Origin of the sequence: Methyloceanibacter caenitepidi (assembly GCF_000828475.1) — a bacterium.
GTDB classification, from domain to species: domain Bacteria; phylum Pseudomonadota; class Alphaproteobacteria; order Rhizobiales; family Methyloligellaceae; genus Methyloceanibacter; species Methyloceanibacter caenitepidi.
Window position 1 is genome coordinate 3092060 of the sequence record NZ_AP014648.1, and the last position, 22123, is coordinate 3114182.

A 22123-nucleotide genomic window follows, 5' to 3' on the forward strand; every position below is an offset into this window, starting at 1 on the left:
CCGGATGATCGGATGAGCGCGTCCGAAGGCTTCCAGGAATTCCTCAGAGATCAGCTCGCGGGCTTCGGACCCGTTTCCATCCGCCGCATGTTCGGCGGCGCAGGCGTCTATGCGGACAACGTGATGTTCGGGCTGATCGCCGACGACACGCTCTATCTGAAAGCCGACGACACCACGGCGCCTGACTTCGAGGCCGAGGGCATGCGAGCCTTCACCTACACGGCCAAGGGCCGTAAGCCCGTCTCCATGTCCTATTGGGAGGTGCCCCTGCGCCTGCTGGAGGACCCGGACGAGCTCGTCGCATGGGCCCGCGCGGCCTTATCCATTGCCTGTGCGGCCAAGAGGCCTGCGCGCAAGAAGAAGCCGGCGCGCAGAAAGACAGCCCCAAAACGATCGACATAACCCATCGGACAATGCTCCACCGGACCGAGACCGCTCATGGCTGAGAAGAACGACCCTGCAAATTCTTCCGTCCGGCGCATCGTGACGGGCGACGGCACGGACGGAACCCCCGTGGTGGCGAGCGACAGCGATGTGCCCGCAATCGAGACACCGCTCATGCCGGGCGCGAAGTTCTTCAGCCTGTGGGGCGCGGACGCCCTCCCCTCGCTCCCCAACAGCGGAGAAGAGCCGCCCTTCCGCACCTGGTTTCCGCCTGCCGGCGGTTTCCGCTTCGAGCTCATCGAGCTACCGCCGGAGAATGAGAACGCAACGCCGCCCGCGGATATGAAGCAAGCCTTGAGAGAGACCGAAAATCGCCTGCCCGGCCTCATCCAAACCATGGACCCCAAAGAACCCGGCATGCACCGGACCGACACGATCGATCTGATCTATGTGACGGAGGGGGCGTGCCTGCTCACGTTGGATGGAGCGGCGCCGGTCACGGTCGGCACCGGCGACGCCGTGGTGCTGAACGGGCAGCGCCACGCATGGCGCAACCCGCATGGTTCCCCATGCCGGTTGCTCACGGTCTCACTGGGCGTGAAACGCGACGTCTAGATCAGTTGCCGAGGGATCAGTTGCCGAAGGCGCGGTTGATGATGTCCGCAAAGCCGCCACGGCCGATGGGGCGCCGAGTCTGTTGCTGCGGCTGCTCATCGTAGTAGCCGCCCGCCTGACCGTATTGCTGCGGACCGGCGGATGGCCCCAGCGCGTAGGCCTGGATCCAACCCTTGGCGTTGCTGTTGGGATCGGTCACCTCGACCCATTCCCCGTTGCGGGACACGACCTTCAAATCGCGCCCATAGGGAAAAGCGAACAGCACGGGTGAGTCTTCCGAGGCCGTCAGGCGCATACCCGAACCGGAAACGATGACCTTGGCCCACTCTTCTTGCGGCTGACCGTAGGGGGCCCCGCCATAGCCGGGCTGCTGACCCTGTTGCGGGTATTGCCCCTGGGAATACTGCCCTTGCGGATCTTGCCCTTGCGAATATTGCCCTTGGGGGTACTGGCCCTGCTGCGGGTATTGTCCCTGGGAATACTGGCCTTGAGGATATTGTCCTTGCGGGTACTGACCCTGTTGGGGGTACTGGGCCGGCGGATATTGCCCTTGGGTATTCTGACCCTGGGGATATTGGCCCTGTTGAGGGTACTGGCCCTGAGGGTACTGACCTTGGGCGCCGGGCGGGGCCTGATCCGGATAGTCCGGATAAGCTTGCTGCTGACCGCCGTAACCGCCCGATCCATACGGGTCTTGCCCGCCATTCATATTGGGATTGACCGACGCGGTCCGGTCGTAGGGCTGACCCTGACCATAGGGCTGCTGTTGCTGGCCGTAAGGCGGCTGGTTCTGGCCGTAGGCCGGGCCCTGACCATTGGGATTCTGCTGCGGCGCATTGAAGAAGTCCTGCGGCGGACCGTTGGGCGCGGTGCCGGGCCCCGGCGCCTCGACCACGCTTTCGCCTTGCTCATTCAGCCAAGGCAATTGCTGGGGCGCCGGCTCGTCCTGCCCCGGTGTCTGCGGCGCACCCGCGGCCTGCTGGTCAGGCGCGGGCTGCGCAGGCGCATTTCCGCCTGTATCCTTGGGCGCGGCGGCCTTCTTGGCGGCGCCGCCTGACGTGGCGGTGTCGCCGGACTTGGCGGTATCCTTGGACTTGGGCTGTGCCTTGGCGCTGGAGGCCTCGGCTTCTTCCTGCTGCTTGGCCGCAAGCGCCTGCTCATAGGCCAGCGCGCGCTTCTTGGGCGGAGGCGCCTTCGTCATCGTGTCGGCGATCGGCTCGTTGAACAGCAGCATCCAGACCGCGCCCAGCGCGATGATGCTCATGCTAGCCGAGAAGAACAGTAGCTTCTTGATGGTCGTAACTCCCCTCTTCAACCGCATTTGGCTGAGAAAAGGCGGCAATTGCGTGTCTTAGGCCAGTATTCTGCCTACGTTAACCCTAAAATTCCGTGAAGCGGCACGGGGCCGCAGCACCTGATTGTGGCCGGTGTCCGGGCGGTTCATGCACCAAAAACCCGCTCACCGGCGCTATAGTCTTGAGCGTAATGACGTGCATGACCGCTCCAACATTCCTCACGCTTACGGGACCCAAATCGGGCACATCCATGACAGGCGACCGTTCCGTCTTTTGACCGATCCGTCTTGGCAACTGCCGCCAATCAATCAAGAGGTACATTTCGTAGATGTTGTCCTATGTCGAACATGACAATGCCCAGGCCGTCGAAATCCACATTGGCGGCAAGGTATCGACCGAGGAGTTCGACCGCGTCGCGGACAAGTTGGAAGCCTTCATTGCGCGCCATGGCCAGGTGCGTGTCCTGGAACAAATCTCCGATTTCGAAGGCATGGATGCCGCCGCGCTGTGGCACGACGTCAAGTTCAGCCTCCGTCACCTCAAGGATTTCAATCGCATCGCCATCGTCTGCGACCCGCATATCCGCAATCTGTGGTCCAGCTTCGTGGCTCCCTTCATCACCTGCGAGGTCGAGCATTTCGAGCCGGACCAGATCGCCGAAGCCCGCGACTGGCTGATGTGGCCGGAAGGCGCCGCCGACGTCTGAGGAACTGGCGCAGCGCCTGCCCTCTGGCGCCTACTCCCTCTTCCCTATCCTTGCGCGTCCGGCGGCTCAGGCGTGGACGGCGCCGCCTCGGGCGCGACCTGGATCGACTGCAGATAGGCGATGATCGAATCCACCTCATCGGGTGGAAACACGAAGACGGGCATGTCCGGATGCCCGGACATGATGCCTTCGGCCAGCGATTCTGCCAGGTCGTCGACGGGATAGTTCTCGGAAAGAACGCGGAACGGCGGCGCGTCCTTGTTGGGGCTCTCGCCCGTCGCCCCGATCGCGTGGCAGCGGCCGCAATGCTCGCGGACGATCGCCTCGCCCTTGGCGATCGCCTCGCCCTTGGCCATCGCGTCGCCCTTGGCCATCGGCTCTTCGTCGGCGCCGAGCGCTGGCAATGTCGTGAGAACCAGCAGTGCCGTCAGCACGCCGCGTTCGAAAAAGCCGCCCAGTCCCCGCCGCATGGCCTCCGCCTCAAGTTTGATTCGAGCCTCGCATAGCTATAGCGCAAATTGCGCGCGCACCGCTGAGATAGGTCAAGATGCGGACGCGGTTCCAGCCGCCAGCCGAAAAAAGCGGCCGGAAAACAAAAAGCCACGCCGTAGCGCGGAGCTACAGGGGCGTGGCAACAACAACTCCCGACCCGCGCTGAGCGCTGCGGGTTTTCCACAGGCTGTGCACGGCAATACTGCACTTTTCTCAATCGAGCCCCCGGTGGTGGAGGCTGATGGCCTCTGTAGGCTGAAATGCCCTGAGACCTCGTGAGGCTAACTGTGTTTCAGGCGTTCCATCTCGTCTTTGAGGTAGAGCTTCCGGCGCTTCAGCTCGGCAATTTTGAAGGCGTCCGCCGTGGGCCTTCCTTGTTCTTCATCGATCTTCCGATCCAAAGCGCGGTGTTTCAAAGCCAATTCATCGAGATGCGCTTCTAACGCCATACCGGACCTCCAGATTGAATTGTCAATGTAACTATTCTGACAAAGAGACCGGGGCTTGTCTAATCACGGCTGATTGGGTGGTCGTTTCGACGCAACCCCCAAGAATTGGACCGCCTGGACCTCCGATCCAGCGGACGGGCTCTTGCGCCACTAGCGGTTCGGCAAGATACTCCCGGCCACACGAACAAGGAGCGCCCGATGGAGAGCGAGGAGATCCGCGAGCTTCGGGCTGTACTGGGTAGGCTCAAACAAGAGCACCGCGACCTGGACAGTGCGATCAACGCGCTGGAGGAGTCGGGCCGCGCGGACGCATTGCAGCTCAAGCGCCTTAAGAAGAAGAAGCTTTTTTTGAAAGACGAGATCATCCGGATCGAAGACGAACTGCTTCCCGATATTATCGCTTGAGTTTTCGGTCGGCCGCCGCCAGGACGGCGAGGCCCAGCAGCCCCGCGAAAATCTCGATACCCAGATAGATCAGCAGCAGCGGGCTCGACCGCCCGTCGACCGCGAGGCTGATCAGCCGGCCGGCTGCGATGGACCAGGCGAAGCCGATCACTGTGATCACGGCGACGCGCTGCCACGCGGGGTTGAACGCGGAGACGGCCCAAAACAGCCCGACACCGAGATAAAGGCTCATGACGCCCCGGTAAATATGCGTCTGGTCCGTGCTCAAATCCGGCATGGTCAGAAACATCGGCAGGGTTTTTGCCGGCGCGAAGCCGTAGTTGAGCGCGATCGGCACGATCAGAAAGGCCGACCCCAAAAGGAACAGCCGCATCAGCTTGTCGACTTTGGGCACAACCACGGTTTCGGACATTCAGCTCTCTCGCTCTTCTTTGGGATCGATCAGAATCGTAGGCCCCGATCATGCCGCCTTTTCCGACGCTTGGCTTGTCTGATTCTGCTCCGGCTGGGGCCCTAACTCTGCAAAGCCCCTTAAGCCTGATGCGAGAACCACCCGAAACCCGCCTTGCCAACCCCCCTGGCCTCCCTATAATCGCGCGCTTTCCGCGATCCGCCTTCGGGCGGTTTTTTTGATGGGCGAAAGCATGAGCGAGGCGACCCCCGCCGTCGGCATCATCATGGGAAGCCGGTCGGACTGGCCCACCCTGAAGGCAGCCGCAAAAATCCTGGACGCGCTCAAGGTGCCGTACGAGACGAAAGTCGTTTCGGCCCACCGGACCCCGCAGCGCCTCTATGATTATGCTACGAGCGCGCGCGGCCGGGGCCTGAAGGTCATCATTGCCGGCGCCGGCGGGGCCGCGCATCTGCCCGGCATGGCCGCCTCCATGACCACGCTGCCAGTCCTCGGCGTGCCGGTCGAAAGCAAATCCTTGAAGGGGCTCGACAGCCTCCTGTCCATCGCACAAATGCCGGGCGGGGTCCCGGTCGGCACGCTTGCCATCGGTAAGGCTGGCGCCACCAATGCGGGGCTCCTTGCGGCCAGCATTCTGGCCGTGTCGGACGCCGGCTTGGCGTCGCGTCTGGAGGCGTGGCGCAGCGCCCAGTCCGATGCGGTCGCCGAGACCGTCGAGGATAATGACTGACGTCCCGCTGCCACCCGGCAGCACGATCGGCATTCTGGGCGGCGGTCAGCTCGGCCGCATGCTGTCCGCTGCCGCCAGCCGGCTCGGCCTCAAGACACATATCTACAACGACACCCCGGACGCCCCGGCCTTCCACGTCGCGGCGAAGGGAAGCGTCGGGGACTATGACGATCTGGACGCGGTCGCCAGCTTCGCGCGCCAAGTCGACGCGGTGACGTGCGAATTCGAGAACGTGCCTGCTGCGGCCCTGGAGGCCGCCGGTGCGGAGGCCCCGGTCTTCCCGCCCGTGAAATCCTTCGAGGTCGCCCAGGACCGGCTCACCGAGAAGGACTTCGTGAGCGCTCTCGGCATCGCTGTCGCGCCCTATGCCGCCATCGACACGCTTGCGGACCTGAAGGAATCCATCCTGCGGGTGCCGCCGCCGTGCCTGCTCAAAACCCGCCGCTTCGGCTATGACGGCAAGGGGCAGGCCCGGATCCACACGCTCTGCGAAGCCGAAAGCGCCTGGGAGAGCATCGGCGAGGCCCCGGCGATCCTGGAAGGCATGGTCGCGTTCGAGCGCGAGCTCTCGGTCGTGACGGTGCGTGGGCGGGACGGAACCGTGCGTTTCTACGATGTGGTCGAGAATGTGCACAAAGACGGCATCCTCGACACCAGTGCGGTCCCGGCGAAGATCCCGTCCGCTCTGGAGACGGAGGCGCAGGCAATCGCCGGCAAGATCGCCGAGGCGCTCGGCCATGTGGGCGTCCTCACCGTGGAGATGTTCCAGACCGGCGGCGACAAGCCCGGCCTCACCGTGAACGAGATCGCCCCCCGCGTCCATAATTCGGGGCATTGGACCCAAGACGCCTGCCTTGTCAGTCAGTTCGAAAACCACGTCCGGGCCATCTGCGGCTGGCCGCTCGGCGACGTGGCCCGCCACAGCGACGCCGTAATGACCAACCTCATCGGCAGCGAGGCCGACGACTGGCGCCGATACGCCGCCGAACCCGGCACCGCAGTGCATCTCTACGGCAAGGCGGAGGCCCGCCCCGGTCGCAAAATGGGCCATATCAACCGAATTTCCCCGAAAACATAGGCCCCCGCGACGCGCTCACGGTCTGGACAACCCGCCGCAGGTTTGCTAGAGCACCCTCTGGATGCGTGATTCAGGCGATCCGCAAATGGGTTGCTTTGGCTTCGCTCCAATCCCAAAACCAACGCTAATTCGGAGATTAGAGACGCGTGCAAGTCGTCGTTCGCGATAACAATGTCGATCAGGCCCTCCGGGCGCTGAAGAAGAAAATGCAGCGCGAAGGCATCTTCCGCGAGATGAAGCTCCGTAACTATTACGAGAAGCCCTCCGAGAAGCGTGCCCGCGAAAAGGCCGAGGCCATCCGCCGGGCGCGGAAGCTGGCCCGCAAGAAGGCCCAGCGTGAGTCTGGCGTTGGCGGACGCCCTCGCGGCCGCCGCTAAGACCACTCTTCAAAAGCACAGCGCTGCCAAGAGCCGGGAAGATCCTTCCCGGCTTTGTCGTGTTTGCACGCCTTCAAGGAGTGAAGCGGTACGGCGAACAGATTTCCGGTAGCGCAAAGAAAAGGCCGGCATCGCTGCCGGCCTTCTTGTGTCTGTCGCTACGACGAGCGCTGTTAGCGTTCTGCCGCGGCAGCAGCCGGAACCTCCACCGGCCGCCCGGCGCGGGCCGCGCTCTGGGGTTCGACCGCGGGCACCGCTTCGGTACCGAGACCGGCCAGGAAGTCGCGGACCCGGGCCCAGGCCCCTTGCTCGAAGAGGTCGTTGTGTCCTGCGCGCGGCACGACCGTGAGGGTCTTCGGATCGCTGGCCGCATGAAACACGCGGCGCGCCATATCGAGCGGGATGACCGCATCGCGGCCGCCATGGATGATGAAGAGGGGCACGTCGACAGAGCCGATACGGTCGACGGTACGGTACTGGTCGACCATGATCTGTTTCAGGGGCAGAAGCGGCCAAGCCAGCTTGCCCACGTCGACGACAGATGTGAACGGCGATTCCAGCACCAAGGCCTCGGCCGGACGCTGCTGACAGACCTGGGTCGCAACGCCGGTGCCGAGCGACTCGCCGTAAAGCACGATGTCACGGGGCGGCACACCCAGCCCGCGCAAGGCGTCGTAAGCGCTCACCGCATCCCTCACGATACGTTTCTCGGAGGGGCGGCCGGACGACCCGCCGAAGCCGCGATAGTTGACGATGAAGACGCCGTAGCCGTCTCCGGCGATTGTCTTGATCTTGCCTGCCCGGGCGGCGGCGTTGCCGCTGTTGCCGGGGAAGTACAGGAGGGTGCGCTTGCCGTTCGCAGCCGGCCGGTACCAGGCGATCAGTTTCTTCCCGTCGGGCGCCTTGAAGACGATCTCCTCGACACCCGTCAGGCCTGCTTCGCGCGGGTCGATACGCTTCCGGTCCGGTACATACAGGAAATAGCGATGAAGCAGCCGCGCCACGATGCAAAACAGCGCGAAAATCACGAAAAGAGCTAGAAAAAGGTTCAACATGACCCTGTCTGCGCCTCTCTTATATTTATTTTTGGTCGGCCCGCAAAATACGGACCATGTATGAATGGCGCCTGAACAGGCCATTCATAAGATAGAGCTCTACATGAAGCTCCAATTATCAGAGTTTATGCTTGCCTAATGGCGTATTTTGATCTTGGAAGCTCTAATTAACCTTTGGATAAGAGCCGTCTAGATCTCATGCTAGATGGTCCGGACGGTGGGGGAATCAATGGACGAAAGTCACACGCCGCACCGCACAGCCGCCAAGGCTCAGGGGCGTAAGCGACGATTGAAGCCGCAAAATGGGCGAATCCCGGCCGCACGTTGGCAGTTCTTCGTTGAATTCTAGACGGTTAACTCTATCGCACCGGTCGAGGCTGAGCGGGCGCGGGGCGGTGGACTGCCGCGCTGTGATGGAATGCACAGCGCGTTTTCCCGTCTGCCACTAGCTTGTTGTCACTGACCAAGAGAGACGACCGGCGGCTTTCCGGCCCCCTCCGCCCCCGAGGCGGGCAGCTGCCGCCAAAAAGTACTCGAACGGCCTCGCGCTTCGCCCCCCGTAGCGCAAAAGCCGTTTCACCAGCAAAGGTCCGGAGTTCCCCCCTCCGGACCTTTGTCATGTCTGGCCTCCGGAGTGGACCGGGACGAGGCCGCTGTTATCATCCGAATTCATGGGCGAGATCGGCGACATAGAACTTTTTGCCTCGCTCGGCGAGGAAAGCGCCAGGCGCTTCGCTCCGGCAGTTTCGTGGCGCACCTACCCGGCGAACGAACTGGTCATCGACATGGACGACCCGTCGACCGACGTGCTTTTCGTCGTCAGCGGCTCGGTGCGGGTCATCCACCGCGCCGACGATGGGAAGCAGGTTATCCTCGGTGAGCTGGGGCCCGGCTCCATGTTCGGAGAAATGGCGGCTATCGACGGCATCCCCCGCTCCGCAAGCGTCACGACGATGCAGACGTCCCTCATCGGTTCCATGCGGGCCGCGGCCTTCATGGACGTTCTCGCGCACGAACCGGAGGTGTGCCGCACGGTGCTCAACATGCTGGTGGGGCGCATCCGCTCCCTCAACCTGCAGCTTTACGAGCATGCCTACCTGACGGCCTCCGAGCGGCTTTACGCCGAGCTCTTGCGGCTGTCGCGCCCGCGCCCAGGCCATGACGGACAGCGGAGCATCTCGCCCCCGCCAAACCAGCAGGATCTCGCCGAGCGCATCGGCTCGCGCCGCGAGGTGGTCTCCCGCGCGTTGCGCGCGCTGGAGAAGGACGGGCTCGTAGAGAAGACACGCGGCGCGCTGGTGTTGACCGACCCCGGCGCGCTCAACCGGCGCATTTCCCTCGAAGGCCTCTGGGTCAAATTCGACCAGTAGCTTGCTCAAGGCAGCATCTAAGGCCGCGGTGCCGTAAGCACGCGGCTTAGATCGACTTGCTAGATCGACTTGGCGATCTCTTCGGTCATCTTCTTCGCGTCGCCCAGCACCATCATCGTGTTGTCTTTGTAGAAGACCGGGTTGTCGATGCCGGCATAACCGGATGCGAGCGAGCGCTTGTTGAAGAGCACGGTTCCGGACTTCCACACCTGCAGCACGGGCATGCCGTAGATCGGCGAAGTCGGATCGTCCTCGGCGGCCGGGTTCACCACGTCATTGGCGCCAATAATGTAGACCACGTCGGTCTGCGCAAACTCCGAGTTGATGTCCTCGAGTTCGAACACCTCGTCGTAGGGCACGTTGGCCTCGGCCAGAAGGACGTTCATATGCCCCGGCATGCGGCCGGCGACCGGGTGGATGGCGAACTTGACCTCGACGCCTGCCTCTTTCAGTTCGTCGGTCATTTCCCGCAAGGCATGCTGCGCTTGCGCGACGGCCATGCCGTAACCGGGGACGATGATGACCTTCTCCGCATTCTTCATCAGGAAGGCCGCGTCCTCGGCCGAGCCGAGCTTGACCGGCTTCTGCTCGCCGCCGGCGGCGGGGCCCGCGGTCTCGCCGCCGAAGCCGCCGAGAATGACGCTGATGAACGACCGGTTCATGCCCTTACACATGATGTAGGACAGGATTGCGCCCGAGGAACCGACGAGCGCGCCCGTCACGATCAGCGCCGTGTTGCCCAGGGTGAAGCCGATACCGGCCGCCGCCCAGCCCGAGTACGAGTTCAGCATCGAGATCACGACCGGCATGTCGGCGCCGCCGATGGGGACAATGATGAGCACGCCCAAGAGCAGCGAGAGCGCAACGATCGCCCAGAAGAGGAGCGGCGTCTGCTGCTGGCAGAACAGCACGATGCAGGCGATCAGAGCGACGCCGAGCGCGATGTTGATGAGATGTCGTGCCGGCAGAATGATCGGCGCGCCCGACATGCGGCCCGAGAGCTTGGCGAAGGCGATGACCGAGCCGGTGAAGGTGATCGCGCCGATAGCCGCGCCCAAAGACATCTCCACGAGGCTTGCCACGCGAATGTTGCCAGGCGTCCCGATGCCGAAGGCTTCAGGCGCATAATAGGCCGCGGCGGCCACGAGCACGGCGGCCATACCCACCAGCGAGTGGAAGGCGGCAACGAGTTCCGGCATCGCGGTCATGGGAATGCGGCGCGCGATGACGGCGCCGATCGTCCCGCCGATGGCGATGCCGGCGATGATCATGCCCCAGGACAGAGCCGAGTCGGGGCGCGCCACGGCCAGCGTGGTCGCCACGGCGATGGCCATGCCGGCCATGCCCATGTAGTTGCCCTGGCGCGAGGTCTCCGGCGACGACAATCCCCGCAGCGCGAGAATGAAGAGGACGCCGGAAACGAGATACAGCAGTGCGACGAGTTCGGAGGACATTGTCTGCGATCCCCCTAGCGGTCTTTACGCCGGTACATGGCGAGCATGCGTTGCGTCACCAGGAACCCGCCGAAGATATTGACCGAGGCCAGGATCAGGGCGACGAAACCCAGGATCTTCGCAAGCCAGTGACCGGACGACGCGACCGCGTCTCCCGCCTCGACCGCGACCGCCAGCAGCGCGCCCACGACGATCACGGAGGAGACCGCGTTTGTCACCGACATCAGCGGCGTATGCAGCGCGGGCGTTACGCTCCAGACCACGTAGTAGCCGACGAACACCGCCAGCACGAAGATCGAGAATTGCGACATGAAATCGTGGCCACCGCCTTCCGCTGCCTCGGCGGCGTAGGCCGCGCTCACCAAAAGCGCATCGGAGGCAAGCGCCGCTACGGCAACGATGATCCCCGTTAGAAGGGTCTTATTCGTCATGATGTCTTCCCTCCGGCAACCCGCTCGTTGACGATCGCCCCGTCACGGGCAATTGCCGTACCGATGGCCAATTCGTCGTCCCAATCGATGGCGAGCTCTTTGGTTTCCTTGTCGATGAACGGCTCGATAAAAGCCTGAAGGTTTCGCGCATAGAGGCTGGAGGCGTTGACCGGCACCTGACCGGCCAGGTTCAACTGGCCGAGGATGCGCACGCCCTTGTGCTCGGCGACCTCGCCTGGCTTGGTCAGCTCCGCGTTCCCGCCCCGCTCCGCCGCGAGATCCACGATGATGGAGCCCGGCTTCATGCTTTCGATCATCGCTTTCGAGATCAGCTTCGGCGCCGGACGGCCGGGGATGAGCGCGGTAGTGATGACGATGTCCTGGTTCTTGACGTGCTCGGCGACAAGCTCGGCCTGCTTCTTCTTGTACTCGTCCGACATCTCCTTGGCGTAGCCGCCGGACGTCTCGGCCTGTTTGAATTCCTCGTCTTCGACGGCGATGAACTTCGCGCCGAGCGAAGCCACCTGCTCTTTCACGGCAGGCCGCACGTCGGTCGCGGTCACGATAGCGCCGAGGCGGCGCGCAGTAGCGATTGCCTGGAGCCCGGCCACGCCGACACCCATGACGAACACGCGTGCGGCCGGCACCGTACCTGCCGCGGTCATCATCATCGGCAAGGCCCGCTCGAACTCGGCGGCTGCATTGACCACGGCCTTGTAGCCCGCGAGGTTCGATTGCGAGGACAGAACGTCCATGCTCTGGGCGCGCGTGATGCGCGGCATCAACTCCATGGAGAAGAGCGACACGCCGGTCTTTGCGAGCGCCTCAAGACCGGCCGTGTCCGAGAACGGATCCAGCATGCCGATCAGAGCAGCGCCTTTTTTCATCGCTTTTGCGAGTTCCACAGACGGACGCCGGACGGTGAAAACCACGTCCGCGCCGGAAACCGCGTCCTCATCGGACTTGGCGATTGACGCGCCGGCCTCTTTGTAGTCGTCGTCGCTGAAATGGGATCGAAGCCCCGCGCCAGACCGCACCGTGACCTTGGCGCCGGCTTTCACCAGCTTCTTGACGGTCTCGGGGGTAAGGCCGATCCGAGGCTCCTCGGAGCCTTCTGCGGGTACGCCAATTGCAATCATCTTGGCTCCCTTTGCTGCGGGCGCACCCATCCATCAATGGCGGTGCGCCGAGCGCTGTCGGGTTCTAGAAGAGCGGGAGGATCAGGTGCCTCCCATCCGTGGTGGCCTTAAGCCTAGGTGAGGAAGAAGCCCATGCCCGCGACAATTGCCACACAGGCAAGCGTGCCCCAGAAAAACAGCCCGCAGAAGAGCTTATACGTGCCGAGGTGCTCGGCGTAATCCATATCCGGGTGGCCCTCTTTGGGATCGATGTGCATTCGGCTGTCCCCCTGAATCTTTATCTTTGCTTGGCAACTGTTTCGCGCCACGTCGCGACATCGTCGCATCACGGGGAAATAGCAGACTAGACGGCCTGCCGCAATAATCCTCAGGCGAGCAGAACCCCTTTGGGCCTAGTCCAATAGTACGATCATGTGCCCGTCCGGATCCCGGACAGCGGCTCCCATGGCACCATCCGCGAGCGACACGGCACCGTCGGAGACGAAAGCGGTTCCAGCCGATTTCAGCCGTTCTACGAGTGCTTCCAGGCCCTCCACCCGGTGGACCTGCCGGGCCGAGGCCAAGTCGTTCGCACGCGGCGGCGGGAGGGGCGCGTGCCCCGGCGGTTCCCGATAGTGTAGCAACTCCACATGAGGCGTAGGCTGATCTTGGGGCTGGAGCGCCACTACGTCGACGAGGCAACCGGGAAGACCGTCGAGGAGGTCTTGCCCCGCCCCCTGATTCAAGGAGCGCCCTCCGATCCGCATCCCGAGAAGCTCGGTATAGACCGCCAGACTGCGGTCGAGGTCCGTCACGACGATGGCGGTGTGGTCGAAGCCGCGAATGCCGGCACCGCCCTTTTGCCAGCGGGGATCGCCAATCCCCGCCGGAAACGAGAGCAACTCCAGCGGGTGTCCCTCCGCGTCGCGGAACTTGAACGCGGTCACGCTGCCCGTATTGGGCGGCAGCACCACGGGCGCCCCTGCCGTGACCGTCTCGGGCGTGGTTTTTTCCAGCCGGGACCACACCGCGTGAATATCGCCGGCCACCAGGGCCACGTGCTCGAACCACGGATCGTTCGAGGCGCGCGGGGTGGGATACGGCGACCCCGGCGGATCGAACGCCGCGAGCCTCACAGTTTCCCGGTCGAAGCAAATGTCGGCCGTCCGCATGCAGGTACTGGTCTCGAGCCCCAGAAGGGCATTCCACCGCGCGTCCTGAGAACTTTGAACCGGACCGGTCTCCATGCCGAGCCCGTCACGGAAGAAGCCTACCGCACGGTCGAGATCGGCAACTGTGATGTCGACACGGACAAGCTGCGTGACAGGCATGCGGCAACGTCCTTATCCAAAAACTCCCGGCCGCGCGGCGAGGAAACGGGGATCGTCTAACTGCACGAGTATGAGCGTCGCGGGCTCCTTGCCCACGGTGCCCGACTTGTGGCCGTAGTGCCCTTGCCCATCGGGCTTGGTGTGCTGATCGGCGCCGAAGGAAACCTCGCCCGGCCCCATCTCCACACGCGTGCCGTCCATGGTTTCCACGTACCATGTCCCCGAAAGGGGAATGATCCATTGAGGTTTGGGATTCTCGTGCCAATCGCCGACCCATCCGACCGGCAACACGCAGACCATGACGTTGGCCTTCGACTCGCAGACTTCCGCGTTCCATTGCGGCGCGGCGTTCCCGCCCATGCTCTGCATGGCGAAATTCGTGAGCGCGCATCGAGTCTGACGGCTCGTCCCATCATCGCCCGTCCAAACGTGCCAATAGGAGAGGGTCGGCGCCTTCATGGATTCAAATGCCCTCCGGTGCCCCGGCAACGATCGAAATCTCCGGTGTCAGCATCGTCACCTCCTCGATCTCCTTCTCCGCGCTCTGAAAAAACCCGCTGGCGAGCATCACGAAGATCAGCCCGCCGACGAGACCGAAATTCTTGAAGAAGTCCCAGACATGCGGATAGCCCTCGCTGTCCGACGACCAGAAGCGCGGATAGCTCCAAAAGTTGTGGAACAGGAGCGCGGTGATGGCGCAGTACCCGGCAAGGACGAACGCGGCGATGCCGTCATAGAATCCGAACACGATCATTGGCGGCGTCAGCAATTCGACGGCCATGGCCGGATAGAGCAGCGCCGCACCGCCCGGAAGCCAGCTCGAGGACGCTTGCTTCACCGCGGCCTCGTGATTGATGATCTTGTCGATAAAGCTGAACGGAAAAATCCAGACAATGAAGATGCGCGCCAGTACCGGCAGCGCATCGTTGATCAGCCAATCCATCGCCAGCCCCCCTTCCGATGAAATTCGGTTGCGGTGAATGTCAGGTCGTTGGCGAATCCTCGGGCATGTCGCGTGCAATCACAACCCTTGTCGCGGATTTGTCAGGAAACTGTCTCAGGCGCGTCGGTACCGGGAAGCGGCACGCCCGCTTGCGCGAAGGCCTCGGACTGCCGTTGCGTAACGGTGCCGACATCGACGCCCGCGATGGCTTCGTCGAATAGGTCGTGGAAGTTCAACGCCGCATTTAGATGCAGGAACACGCCGCCGAGCCCGATCGCGGCACGATCCATGAACACGAATTCGCGCGGAATGGTGACGGGCCCCTTGTCGCGCAGGGCTTGATGCACCTGGAAGGCTTCTTTGCGCCCATACATGCCCGGATCCACGTCGTCCGCGATCGTGCGCACGCGGTCGTCCAGCATCGGGCCGTAGATGAACCGGGCCCAGATATTCAGAATGTCGATGAGCTCGTTGGAGAGGCCGGCGAAGCCCCACGTCTCGTAGGCATGTACGACCAAGGACCGGTCGTCGTGCAGGAGCCCGTTGTAGAGATCGATCACGCCCTGGATGAACTTGGGCGCGAAAGTCCGCATACAGCCGTAGTCGAGCAGGTTGATCCCGGCTGCCCTGCCCGCGCCGTCCTCGAACACCGTGTAGTTGCCGAGATGCGGATCGCCGTGGATGACCCCGTAATGGCTGAACGGATACCACCAGGCGCGGAACATGGCCTGCGCGATGGCGTTGCGGTCTTCGAGCGAGTGATCTTTGTACTCGAGAAGCTTTCTCCCCTCGAGCCACGTCATCGTCAGCACACGGTCCGTGGACAGTGCCGGCAACACCTCCGGCACCCGCACGAACGCGTCGGACTTGAATATGTCCCCGTAGAGGCTGGTCATGCGGGCTTCCCGACGGTAGTCGAGCTCCTCGCGCAAACGCTCCGACAGTTCCTTCAGCACTTCGGATGTCTCGACCGCGGGCCGCATGCGCCGGTGCACGGAGAAGAGCATGCCGAGCTGCACCAGGTCCGCTTCAACGGCGGAGCGCATGTCCGGATATTGCAGCTTGACCGCCAGGCTCCGCCCGTCATGAGCCACCGCCCGATGCACCTGGCCGAGCGAAGCCGACGCCGCGGCCTCGTAATCGAAGCTGGCGAACTTGCCTTCCCACTCCGGGCCGAGCTCCGCGGCCATCCGCCGCTTGACGAACCCGCGGCCCATGGGCGGCGCGTGGCTCTGCAGCTTGCCGAGGGCCTCGGCATACTCGGGGGGTAAGGCGTCGGGAATGGTGGCGAGAAGCTGCGCCACTTTCATGATGGGGCCTTTGAGCCCGCCCAGTGCCATTGCGAGCGCCGCAGCCTCCTTCTCGGTCTCCGAATCGAGCCCGAACAAGCGCCGCCCCGCCATGCGCGCGGCCACGCCGCCCACATTCGCGCCGACCCGGCCATAGCGCATGGCCCGCGCGCTGAACCGGTTCTTTTCGCGATCCGTGGACTGGGGACCGTCCTTCGGCGCATCGCCCGATCGGTCTGACAAATCGTTCATGAATTCCGTAACCCTTCCCCTTCCAATGGGATACACCACATATAGGATCGCAAACCCGCCCGCACGATGGCCGATCCTCGGAACGCCATTTCCGGAACAAGATTTTCATGCCGTACTCGAAGATGCTCAACGCCGCCATCATTGCCGGCTGCCTGTTCGGGGCAGTGGCCCTCGTCGCAGGGGGGCTGGCGGAGACCTATCCAGCGCTCGATATCGTGAACAACGGCCTGCTTCTGCTCACCCTTGGCCTCGCCGTTCTCCTTCTCCTGAGCCTTACCTTGCGCAGCCGCATGCTGATCGTCACGACCGGCGCGCTTCTGGCCATCGCGCTCGCCACGTTGGTCTCGAACCTTTCCGGGGCGGCCGCACGCGCGCCGGAAAATGCCGAGCGATTTTTGCGCGTGGCGACATTCAACATGTGGGGCAAGGGCGATCTCCACCTGCAAAAGATCGAAGCGTTTCTCGCCGAGACCGAGCCCGATGTGGTCGTGCTGGAAGAGATTCGCTGGAAGCACGAGGACTTCCTTCGGGATATGCAGGAGACCTTTCCCCAACAGGCGGGCAAGCACGGGCTCGTAATCCTGTCCAAATTTCCCATCGTGGACAAAGGCCGCCTGGATCGTCCGGGCCAACCCTATTGGCAGTCGCTAATTGTGGCGTGGGCCCGGCTCGATGTGCGTGGCCGCGAGGTCAACGTCGTCGGCGCGCACATGTCGCGGCCGTTCTATCCGTCGCAACAGAAGAGCGATTTCGAACACTTGACGAAATTTGTCCGGTCCATGACTGGGCCCGTCATCGTCGCGGGCGACTTCAACGCGGCGCCATGGACCCAAAAGGCGCATAATTTCTCCACCGCGACCGGATTGGGCAGACTGAATACGTTCTCACCCACCTGGCCGGTGCGGTGGAAAGCCGTGCCCCTGGTGCCGGTGCTGCCCATCGACAATGTCTTCGTTTCGCCGCAGCTGACGAAGATCAATCTGACGGTGGGCCGCCGGCTCGAGTCCGATCACCTGCCCGTGGTCGCCGACATCGCTTTCGTGGACTAGAATGCGGGCCGCCCCGCGCCGTCGCACTTCAAGGAGCCCGTGATGCTTTCGATGCGTCCTCTCATCATTGTCGCAAGCCTCGTTCTGACCGGCTTGGCAGCCGGCATACCCGCCCATGCGGCGCCCGAAGCAAGCCCTGCCATCGAGGTCTGGAAGTCGCCCTCCTGCGGTTGCTGCCAGAAATGGGCCGACCATCTCACCGAGAACGGATTCGACGTCTCGGCGAAAAACACGACCCAGGGGATGCTCAATCGCATCAAGAGCCAAGCCGGTATCGGGCCGAAACTCGCCTCGTGCCATACGGCGCGGATCGACGGCTACACGATCGAAGGCCATGTTCCGGCGGACGACATCAAAAGACTGCTCAAGGAGCGGCCCGACGCCATCGGTCTCACCGTGCCCGACATGCCGCTCGGGTCCCCCGGCATGGAGCAGCCCGACGGCAAGACGGAACCCTATGACGTTCTTCTCGTGAAGAAGGACGGCAGCACGGAAGTCTTCGCGCAGCACTGACGGCTTGCGGTGGCGCCCGGGACCAGCGAAGCCCCCTAACTTTTGACGAATCTATCGAGCGCTTCGCGATAGGAGCGCATGGCGTCGCGCGCCACCTCGATCTCGGCCTCGAGTGCCGCGGAGTCCGGCGACCGGGGCCGCTGCTTCGGCCGCCGCGCGGAGGCGATCAACAGCGCCAGCACCGCCATGGGCGTGAGGAAATCCGTCACGAGGATCGGACCCGCGTTGCCGGGCGTCAGATTGTTGTAGGCCATGATGTCGTGCACGTGGCCGATCCCCGCGCCGACCAGGAAGCACGACGCGGCGATCGCCACGGCAACCCGCGCATAGAATGTCGTGAAGGCCGCATAGAGGCTTGCCAGGCCAAGCCCGAGATTGGCGTACCCGACCTCGAACTGGAACGGGCTCGGCGGCCAGCCAATCGCGGCTGCGGACTGAGCGGGGAACAGGACGTGACCGACGAAGGCCCAAATCCCCAGTAGTCCGAGCGGGAAAATGAAGACGTAGCGCAAGGCCCGGTCCAATACGAACCAGCGCAGTAGAGGCCGGGGAGCGCGCCACAGCGCGATACCCCAACAGGCTAACGCGGCGACCCAAGCAAGAAGGGGAACCAGCGCAACCTGACTCATCTCTCTTAAGCCTCCGCGACCACCGCCCGGTCCATCTCTTCGAGCTCGTCGATGAAGCCCTCGATCACCTTGAGACCCATGGACCAGAAATGGGGCTCCGATGCATCAAGACCGAACGGCTTCAAAAGTTCCCTGTGATGCTTGGTGCCGCCTGCGGACAACATCTCGAGATACCGCTCGGCGAAGCCCGCATCCGCCTTCTCGTAGACAGCGTAGAGGGAATTCACCAGGCAATCGCCGAACGCATAGGCGTAGACGTAGAACGGCGCGTGGATGAAATGCGGGATGTAGGACCAGAAGGTCTCGTATTCCGGCTTGAGCTCGATCGCAGGCCCCAGGCTCTCGCGCTGAACGTCCATCCAGATCTCGCCCAGGCGTTCGCTCGTCAACTCGCCCTCGCGCCGCTCGGCATGGACTTGCCGCTCGAAGCTGTAGAACGCGATCTGCCGCACGACTGTGTTGAGCATGTCCTCGACCTTCGCGGCCAGCAGCGCCTTGCGCTCGCGGGCGCTCGGCGCCTGGTCGAGCAGCTTCCGGAAGGTCAGCATTTCGCCGAACACGCTTGCCGTTTCGGCCAGCGTCAGTGGCGTCGGCGCCATCAGCGCGCCCTGCTTGCCGGCCAACACCTGGTGCACGCCATGGCCCAACTCATGGGCGAGCGTCATCACGTCCCGCGGCTTGCCCTGATAGTTGAGCAGAACGTAAGGGTGCGCGCTCGGCACGGTGGGATGCGAGAACGCGCCCTGCTGCTTGCCCTCGCGGACCGGCGCGTCAATCCAGCCGTCGTCGAAGAAGCGCCCGGCGATCTCCGCCATCCGCGGCGAGAAATCGCCATAGGCGGTGAGCACAGTATCCCGCGCATCGTCCCAGCCGATGATCTGTTTGGGCTCCTCCGGCAGCGGCGCGTTGCGGTCCCAGTATTTCAGCTTCTCCATGCCGAGCCACTTGGCCTTCATGGCGTAGTAGCGGTGGGACAGCTTCGGGTAGGCGTCGCGCACGGCCGCCACCAGCGCATCGACCACCTCCCGCTCCACACGGTTGGAGAGGTGGCGGCTGTCGGCCACGTCCTCGAACCCGCGCCAACGATCGGAGATTTCCTTGTCCTTCGCGAGCGTGTTGGTAATCAGCGTGAAGAGCCGGACATTGTCCTTGAACACTTTCGCGAGCGCCTTGGCAGCATGCTTGCGGTTCTTCTCTTTCGGATCGAGAAGAAGGTTGAGTGTCGGTTCGAGGCTCAGTTCCTGGCCATCCACATCGAAGCGCAGATTGGCCATGGTCTCGTTGAACAGCCGGTCCCAGGCGCCCCGCCCGGTAACTGCCTTCTCGTGGAAGAGCTGCTCCAGCTTGTCTTCGAGCTGGTAGGGCTTTTCTTTGCGTAGATCCTCGATCCAAGGCCGGTAATGCCCGAAGGACGGCGTGGCGAGCGCCGTCTCGATCGCCGCGTCGTCGAGACGGTTCAGCTCCAACGGAAAGAACAGAAGCTGCGATGAGATCGCGGTGATCGTCTCCTGGATGTCGCCGTAGAACTTCTGGCGCCGCGGATCGGTCGTGTCGGCGGCGTAGAGCAGGCTGGCATAGGAGGCGACCCGCCCCAGCACGTCGTTCAAGGCCTCGAAGCTGCGAACGGCCTCCGCAAGCGCCTCGCCGCCCGCGCCACCGTCGAGCAGCCCTTCGAGCTTGCCCGCATAGCGCTCATGCATGGCCTCGGCGTCGTGCCGGGCTTTTTCCAGATCGGCCTTGAGCGCGGGCGCCTCCGGGGCGTCGTAGAGATCGCCGAGATTCCATTCCGGCAAATCGCCGAGCGCGGCGCCCTCTCCCGGCTTGGCGCCGGCCTTTTCGAGCGCCTTGGGCGAGAACGTTGCGGAGAAATGGGGAAACAGGCCGGGAGCAAAGCAGGGGGGCAGCATCAGTCTTGAAAATCCTCTCTGACGGGGTGCGAGTTGTGCCGGAGGCGATTCGCTATCACCCGAATGCGTCGATTCCTTACGCCTAGTTTGGGTAGCGTCCGCGCGGCCCGCAAGGCCCTAAGAACGCTTTGTTGTGGGACGCAAAATTACGCATTCGCAACAGTTTCCCCAAAATCGAACTGCGATAAAGAACATGTTTACCCTTCGAGTGCACTGTTTTGGCACAGCAGGGGTCACGTAGCCTCAAGTGTATCGGCCTCATCGGCGCCTGCTCCAGTAGTTGTTTGCGTAACCAGTGAGTTTTGCGTCATGCCCAAGTGCGTCTTGGTCGTCGATGACGACCCTACCCATCGCCGTATTCTTGAAGAGATTACGAGGCGGTTCGGCTACGAGGTTCAATCCGCCGATGGCGGCGAGGCCGCACTCGCTCAACTGCAGGCCGGCAATGCCGGCGATATCTCCCTGGTCCTTCTCGACCTGGTGATGCCCGGAACGGACGGCATGGCCGTCCTGAGCGCCATGCGCTCCCTCCCGAAAAAACCGCCGGTCATCGTGCAGACGGCCAATGGCAGTATCGACGCCGCGATCGCGGCCATGCGCGCCGGCGCGGTCGACTTCGTGGTCAAGCCCGTGAGCCCCGAGCGGCTCGAAGTCTCCATCAAGAACGCCCTCAAGATCGAAGCGCTGGCGGGCGAGATCAGTCGCATGAAGGCGTCCGCCGACGGGAAGCTCGGCTTTTCCGATCTCATCGCCGGCAGCGAGGCCATGGAGCGTGTCATCGAAATCGGACAGCGCGCCGCCTCATCGAATATCCCCGTCCTGATCGAAGGCGAGTCGGGCGTGGGCAAGGAGCTGATTGCCCGCGCGATCCAGGGCGAAGGCGCGCGGAAGACAAAGCCCTTCGTGACCGTGAACTGCGGCGCCATTCCGGAGAACCTGGTCGAAAGCATTCTCTTCGGCCATGAGCGCGGCGCGTTCACCGGCGCAACCGAAAAGCGGGTTGGCAAATTCGTCGAGGCCGACGGCGGCACCCTGTTTCTCGACGAAATCGGCGAACTGCCGCTGGATGCGCAGGTCAAACTGCTCCGCGCACTTCAGGAAGGCGAAATCGATCCCGTCGGCAGCAAGCAATCGGTGAAAGTCGACATCCGGCTCATCTCGGCCACCAATCAGAACCTGATCAAGCTGGTGCAAGAGGGCCGCTTCCGCGAGGACCTCTATTACCGCCTCAACGTCTTCCCCATCTGGGTGCCGCCCTTGCGCGAGCGGCTGGCGGACGTTCCCGAGCTCATTCGTCACTTCACGGCGCGCTTCGCCGCCGAGGAAGGCAAGCGCATCGACGGACCCGATGCGGAGGCCGAAGCCATGCTCCAGCGTTACAGCTGGCCCGGCAATATCCGCCAGCTCGAGAATGCGGTGTTCCGCGCCGTGGTGCTCGCGGACTCGCCCACGCTGACGGTCAGCGAGTTCCCGCAGATCGCCGCACACGTGGAAGGCTATGCGGTGACCGTGCCGCCTGCCCCCGCGCCGAGGGATCTCACTCCCCACATCGATGGGCCGGTCGTGCTCGGCCAGTCCGCCGACACGCCGAAGACCATTCACGTTCCGACTCGTAACGGCAAGGACTCGGTCGGCATCCCGGCCCTCAGCGCGAACGGTGACATCCGATCTCTCGAGGATGTCGAGGCGGACATGATCCGGCTTGCCTTCGGACGCTACCGCGGCCGCATGACGGAGATCGCCAAGAGGCTCGGCATTGGACGGTCCACGCTCTACCGCAAGATGCGGGAGATCGGACTCGAAGCGCGGCCGAACTAGGACGGAAAGGGGGAACAAGAG

The 22123-nt window shown here is 63.4% G+C and carries 26 protein-coding genes; 11 read left to right on the forward strand and 15 right to left on the reverse strand.

Going from position 1 to position 22123, the window contains the following annotated elements:
• Positions 1 to 12: 12 nt before the first annotated feature.
• Together GL4_RS14850 and GL4_RS14855 are read left to right on the forward strand one after the other, a co-directional pair.
• A complete protein-coding gene (locus GL4_RS14850; protein WP_045368660.1) occupies positions 13 to 402 on the forward strand; it encodes a TfoX/Sxy family protein in 390 nt (129 codons plus the stop codon).
• A gap of 36 nt (positions 403 to 438) precedes the next feature.
• A complete protein-coding gene (locus tag GL4_RS14855) occupies positions 439 to 999 on the forward strand; it encodes a cupin domain-containing protein (RefSeq protein WP_045368662.1) in 561 nt (186 codons plus the stop codon).
• Positions 1000 to 1015: 16 nt separating this feature from the next.
• On the opposite strand, the gene GL4_RS17625 is transcribed toward GL4_RS14855, so the two are convergent.
• Positions 1016 to 2320, reverse strand: coding sequence for an SH3 domain-containing protein (locus GL4_RS17625; RefSeq protein WP_045368664.1), 1305 nt, complete (start codon positions 2318 to 2320; stop codon positions 1016 to 1018).
• Positions 2321 to 2622: 302 nt separating this feature from the next.
• On the opposite strand from GL4_RS17625, the gene GL4_RS14865 reads away from it, so the two are divergent.
• On the forward strand, positions 2623 to 3000 hold the full coding sequence (locus GL4_RS14865; RefSeq protein ID WP_045368665.1) for a SpoIIAA family protein: 378 nt from the start codon (positions 2623 to 2625) through the stop codon (positions 2998 to 3000).
• A gap of 44 nt (positions 3001 to 3044) precedes the next feature.
• Here GL4_RS14865 and GL4_RS14870 read toward each other — a convergent pair whose 3' ends face one another.
• On the reverse strand, positions 3045 to 3470 hold the full coding sequence (locus GL4_RS14870; RefSeq protein WP_082025702.1) for a c-type cytochrome: 426 nt from the start codon (positions 3468 to 3470) through the stop codon (positions 3045 to 3047).
• 303 nt (positions 3471 to 3773) lie between these two features.
• On the reverse strand, positions 3774 to 3941 hold the full coding sequence (locus tag GL4_RS17305) for a YdcH family protein (RefSeq protein WP_082025703.1): 168 nt from the start codon (positions 3939 to 3941) through the stop codon (positions 3774 to 3776).
• A 198-nt stretch (positions 3942 to 4139) separates the two neighbouring features.
• Between GL4_RS17305 and GL4_RS14875 the strand changes: the two genes are divergently transcribed.
• Entirely contained in the window at positions 4140 to 4346 is a 207-nt protein-coding gene (locus GL4_RS14875) for a YdcH family protein (RefSeq protein ID WP_045368668.1), read from the forward strand.
• On the opposite strand, the gene GL4_RS14880 is transcribed toward GL4_RS14875, so the two are convergent.
• Positions 4336 to 4758 (reverse strand): DUF4345 domain-containing protein, encoded by a 423-nt coding sequence (locus GL4_RS14880; protein ID WP_052464655.1) that lies wholly within the window; start codon positions 4756 to 4758, stop codon positions 4336 to 4338. The genes GL4_RS14875 and GL4_RS14880 overlap by 11 nt on opposite strands.
• A gap of 232 nt (positions 4759 to 4990) precedes the next feature.
• Between GL4_RS14880 and purE the strand changes: the two genes are divergently transcribed.
• From purE to rpsU, 3 genes are all read left to right on the forward strand, one after another.
• Positions 4991 to 5488 carry a 5-(carboxyamino)imidazole ribonucleotide mutase gene (gene purE / locus GL4_RS14885; protein WP_045370308.1) on the forward strand — a complete coding sequence of 166 codons (498 nt, stop codon included), beginning with the start codon at positions 4991 to 4993 and terminating at the stop codon, positions 5486 to 5488.
• The gene (locus tag GL4_RS14890; RefSeq protein WP_045368669.1) at positions 5481 to 6566 is read left to right on the forward strand and encodes a 5-(carboxyamino)imidazole ribonucleotide synthase; all 1086 of its coding nucleotides are present in this window, start codon (positions 5481 to 5483) and stop codon (positions 6564 to 6566) included. Before purE ends, GL4_RS14890 begins: the two co-directional genes overlap by 8 nt.
• Before the next feature lie 146 nt (positions 6567 to 6712).
• Complete coding sequence (gene rpsU, locus GL4_RS14895) at positions 6713 to 6943, forward strand: 30S ribosomal protein S21 (RefSeq protein WP_045368671.1); 231 nt, start codon at positions 6713 to 6715, stop codon at positions 6941 to 6943.
• A gap of 173 nt (positions 6944 to 7116) precedes the next feature.
• On the opposite strand, the gene GL4_RS14900 is transcribed toward rpsU, so the two are convergent.
• Positions 7117 to 7998 (reverse strand): alpha/beta hydrolase, encoded by an 882-nt coding sequence (locus GL4_RS14900; protein WP_172653378.1) that lies wholly within the window; start codon positions 7996 to 7998, stop codon positions 7117 to 7119.
• Between the two features lie 671 nt (positions 7999 to 8669).
• Here GL4_RS14900 and GL4_RS14905 point away from each other — a divergent pair.
• Positions 8670 to 9368, forward strand: a complete 699-nt coding sequence (locus tag GL4_RS14905) for a Crp/Fnr family transcriptional regulator (RefSeq protein WP_045368673.1) — start codon at positions 8670 to 8672, stop codon at positions 9366 to 9368.
• A gap of 59 nt (positions 9369 to 9427) precedes the next feature.
• On the opposite strand, the gene GL4_RS14910 is transcribed toward GL4_RS14905, so the two are convergent.
• From GL4_RS14910 to GL4_RS14940, 8 genes are all read right to left on the reverse strand, one after another.
• The gene (locus GL4_RS14910) at positions 9428 to 10822 is read right to left on the reverse strand and encodes an NAD(P)(+) transhydrogenase (Re/Si-specific) subunit beta (protein ID WP_045368675.1); all 1395 of its coding nucleotides are present in this window, start codon (positions 10820 to 10822) and stop codon (positions 9428 to 9430) included.
• Between the two features lie 14 nt (positions 10823 to 10836).
• Positions 10837 to 11253: a proton-translocating transhydrogenase family protein gene (locus GL4_RS14915; protein WP_045368678.1), complete on the reverse strand. Its 417-nt coding sequence runs from the start codon at positions 11251 to 11253 to the stop codon at positions 10837 to 10839.
• A complete protein-coding gene (locus tag GL4_RS14920) occupies positions 11250 to 12392 on the reverse strand; it encodes a Re/Si-specific NAD(P)(+) transhydrogenase subunit alpha (protein ID WP_156137641.1) in 1143 nt (380 codons plus the stop codon). Before GL4_RS14920 ends, GL4_RS14915 begins: the two co-directional genes overlap by 4 nt.
• Positions 12393 to 12505: 113 nt before the next feature.
• A complete protein-coding gene (locus tag GL4_RS17630; RefSeq protein WP_244462632.1) occupies positions 12506 to 12649 on the reverse strand; it encodes an aa3-type cytochrome c oxidase subunit IV in 144 nt (47 codons plus the stop codon).
• Positions 12650 to 12784: 135 nt separating this feature from the next.
• Complete coding sequence (locus tag GL4_RS14925) at positions 12785 to 13702, reverse strand: VOC family protein (protein WP_045368680.1); 918 nt, start codon at positions 13700 to 13702, stop codon at positions 12785 to 12787.
• Positions 13703 to 13714: 12 nt separating this feature from the next.
• Positions 13715 to 14161 (reverse strand): cupin domain-containing protein, encoded by a 447-nt coding sequence (locus GL4_RS14930; RefSeq protein WP_045368682.1) that lies wholly within the window; start codon positions 14159 to 14161, stop codon positions 13715 to 13717.
• Positions 14162 to 14165: 4 nt separating this feature from the next.
• Positions 14166 to 14645 carry a DoxX family protein gene (locus GL4_RS14935; protein ID WP_052464658.1) on the reverse strand — a complete coding sequence of 160 codons (480 nt, stop codon included), beginning with the start codon at positions 14643 to 14645 and terminating at the stop codon, positions 14166 to 14168.
• A gap of 101 nt (positions 14646 to 14746) precedes the next feature.
• Positions 14747 to 16186 carry an ABC1 kinase family protein gene (locus tag GL4_RS14940; RefSeq protein WP_045368683.1) on the reverse strand — a complete coding sequence of 480 codons (1440 nt, stop codon included), beginning with the start codon at positions 16184 to 16186 and terminating at the stop codon, positions 14747 to 14749.
• Between the two features lie 107 nt (positions 16187 to 16293).
• On the opposite strand from GL4_RS14940, the gene GL4_RS14945 reads away from it, so the two are divergent.
• Complete coding sequence (locus GL4_RS14945; protein ID WP_045368685.1) at positions 16294 to 17235, forward strand: endonuclease/exonuclease/phosphatase family protein; 942 nt, start codon at positions 16294 to 16296, stop codon at positions 17233 to 17235.
• A 42-nt stretch (positions 17236 to 17277) separates the two neighbouring features.
• Positions 17278 to 17748, forward strand: coding sequence for a DUF411 domain-containing protein (locus GL4_RS14950; protein ID WP_197539045.1), 471 nt, complete (start codon positions 17278 to 17280; stop codon positions 17746 to 17748).
• A 35-nt stretch (positions 17749 to 17783) separates the two neighbouring features.
• Here GL4_RS14950 and GL4_RS14955 read toward each other — a convergent pair whose 3' ends face one another.
• Positions 17784 to 18377 carry a DUF6790 family protein gene (locus GL4_RS14955; protein WP_197539046.1) on the reverse strand — a complete coding sequence of 198 codons (594 nt, stop codon included), beginning with the start codon at positions 18375 to 18377 and terminating at the stop codon, positions 17784 to 17786.
• A 5-nt stretch (positions 18378 to 18382) separates the two neighbouring features.
• Positions 18383 to 20284 (reverse strand): M3 family oligoendopeptidase, encoded by a 1902-nt coding sequence (locus GL4_RS14960; RefSeq protein ID WP_045368686.1) that lies wholly within the window; start codon positions 20282 to 20284, stop codon positions 18383 to 18385.
• Positions 20285 to 20593: 309 nt separating this feature from the next.
• Here GL4_RS14960 and GL4_RS14965 point away from each other — a divergent pair, with 309 nt between their 5' ends.
• Positions 20594 to 22102 carry a sigma-54-dependent transcriptional regulator gene (locus GL4_RS14965; protein ID WP_045368689.1) on the forward strand — a complete coding sequence of 503 codons (1509 nt, stop codon included), beginning with the start codon at positions 20594 to 20596 and terminating at the stop codon, positions 22100 to 22102.
• Positions 22103 to 22123 lie beyond the last annotated feature (21 nt).

Excerpts from the sequence above, each read along its gene's own strand:
- GL4_RS14850 (WP_045368660.1), top strand. The coding sequence starts at position 13 with ATGAGCGCGTCCGAAGGCTTCCAGGAATTCCTCAGAGATCAGCTCGCG.
- GL4_RS14855 (WP_045368662.1), top strand. The coding sequence starts at position 439 with ATGGCTGAGAAGAACGACCCTGCAAATTCTTCCGTCCGGCGCATCGTG.
- GL4_RS17625 (WP_045368664.1), bottom strand. The coding sequence starts at position 2,320 with ATGCGGTTGAAGAGGGGAGTTACGACCATCAAGAAGCTACTGTTCTTC.
- GL4_RS14865 (WP_045368665.1), top strand. The coding sequence starts at position 2,623 with ATGTTGTCCTATGTCGAACATGACAATGCCCAGGCCGTCGAAATCCAC.
- GL4_RS14870 (WP_082025702.1), bottom strand. The coding sequence starts at position 3,470 with ATGCGGCGGGGACTGGGCGGCTTTTTCGAACGCGGCGTGCTGACGGCA.
- GL4_RS17305 (WP_082025703.1), bottom strand. The coding sequence starts at position 3,941 with ATGGCGTTAGAAGCGCATCTCGATGAATTGGCTTTGAAACACCGCGCT.
- GL4_RS14875 (WP_045368668.1), top strand. The coding sequence starts at position 4,140 with ATGGAGAGCGAGGAGATCCGCGAGCTTCGGGCTGTACTGGGTAGGCTC.
- GL4_RS14880 (WP_052464655.1), bottom strand. The coding sequence starts at position 4,758 with ATGTCCGAAACCGTGGTTGTGCCCAAAGTCGACAAGCTGATGCGGCTG.
- purE (WP_045370308.1), top strand. The coding sequence starts at position 4,991 with ATGAGCGAGGCGACCCCCGCCGTCGGCATCATCATGGGAAGCCGGTCG.
- GL4_RS14890 (WP_045368669.1), top strand. The coding sequence starts at position 5,481 with ATGACTGACGTCCCGCTGCCACCCGGCAGCACGATCGGCATTCTGGGC.
- GL4_RS14900 (WP_172653378.1), bottom strand. The coding sequence starts at position 7,998 with ATGTTGAACCTTTTTCTAGCTCTTTTCGTGATTTTCGCGCTGTTTTGC.
- GL4_RS14905 (WP_045368673.1), top strand. The coding sequence starts at position 8,670 with ATGGGCGAGATCGGCGACATAGAACTTTTTGCCTCGCTCGGCGAGGAA.
- GL4_RS14910 (WP_045368675.1), bottom strand. The coding sequence starts at position 10,822 with ATGTCCTCCGAACTCGTCGCACTGCTGTATCTCGTTTCCGGCGTCCTC.
- GL4_RS14915 (WP_045368678.1), bottom strand. The coding sequence starts at position 11,253 with ATGACGAATAAGACCCTTCTAACGGGGATCATCGTTGCCGTAGCGGCG.
- GL4_RS14920 (WP_156137641.1), bottom strand. The coding sequence starts at position 12,392 with ATGATTGCAATTGGCGTACCCGCAGAAGGCTCCGAGGAGCCTCGGATC.
- GL4_RS17630 (WP_244462632.1), bottom strand. The coding sequence starts at position 12,649 with ATGCACATCGATCCCAAAGAGGGCCACCCGGATATGGATTACGCCGAG.
- GL4_RS14925 (WP_045368680.1), bottom strand. The coding sequence starts at position 13,702 with ATGCCTGTCACGCAGCTTGTCCGTGTCGACATCACAGTTGCCGATCTC.
- GL4_RS14930 (WP_045368682.1), bottom strand. The coding sequence starts at position 14,161 with ATGAAGGCGCCGACCCTCTCCTATTGGCACGTTTGGACGGGCGATGAT.
- GL4_RS14935 (WP_052464658.1), bottom strand. The coding sequence starts at position 14,645 with ATGGATTGGCTGATCAACGATGCGCTGCCGGTACTGGCGCGCATCTTC.
- GL4_RS14940 (WP_045368683.1), bottom strand. The coding sequence starts at position 16,186 with ATGAACGATTTGTCAGACCGATCGGGCGATGCGCCGAAGGACGGTCCC.
- GL4_RS14945 (WP_045368685.1), top strand. The coding sequence starts at position 16,294 with ATGCCGTACTCGAAGATGCTCAACGCCGCCATCATTGCCGGCTGCCTG.
- GL4_RS14950 (WP_197539045.1), top strand. The coding sequence starts at position 17,278 with ATGCTTTCGATGCGTCCTCTCATCATTGTCGCAAGCCTCGTTCTGACC.
- GL4_RS14955 (WP_197539046.1), bottom strand. The coding sequence starts at position 18,377 with ATGAGTCAGGTTGCGCTGGTTCCCCTTCTTGCTTGGGTCGCCGCGTTA.
- GL4_RS14960 (WP_045368686.1), bottom strand. The coding sequence starts at position 20,284 with ATGCTGCCCCCCTGCTTTGCTCCCGGCCTGTTTCCCCATTTCTCCGCA.
- GL4_RS14965 (WP_045368689.1), top strand. The coding sequence starts at position 20,594 with ATGCCCAAGTGCGTCTTGGTCGTCGATGACGACCCTACCCATCGCCGT.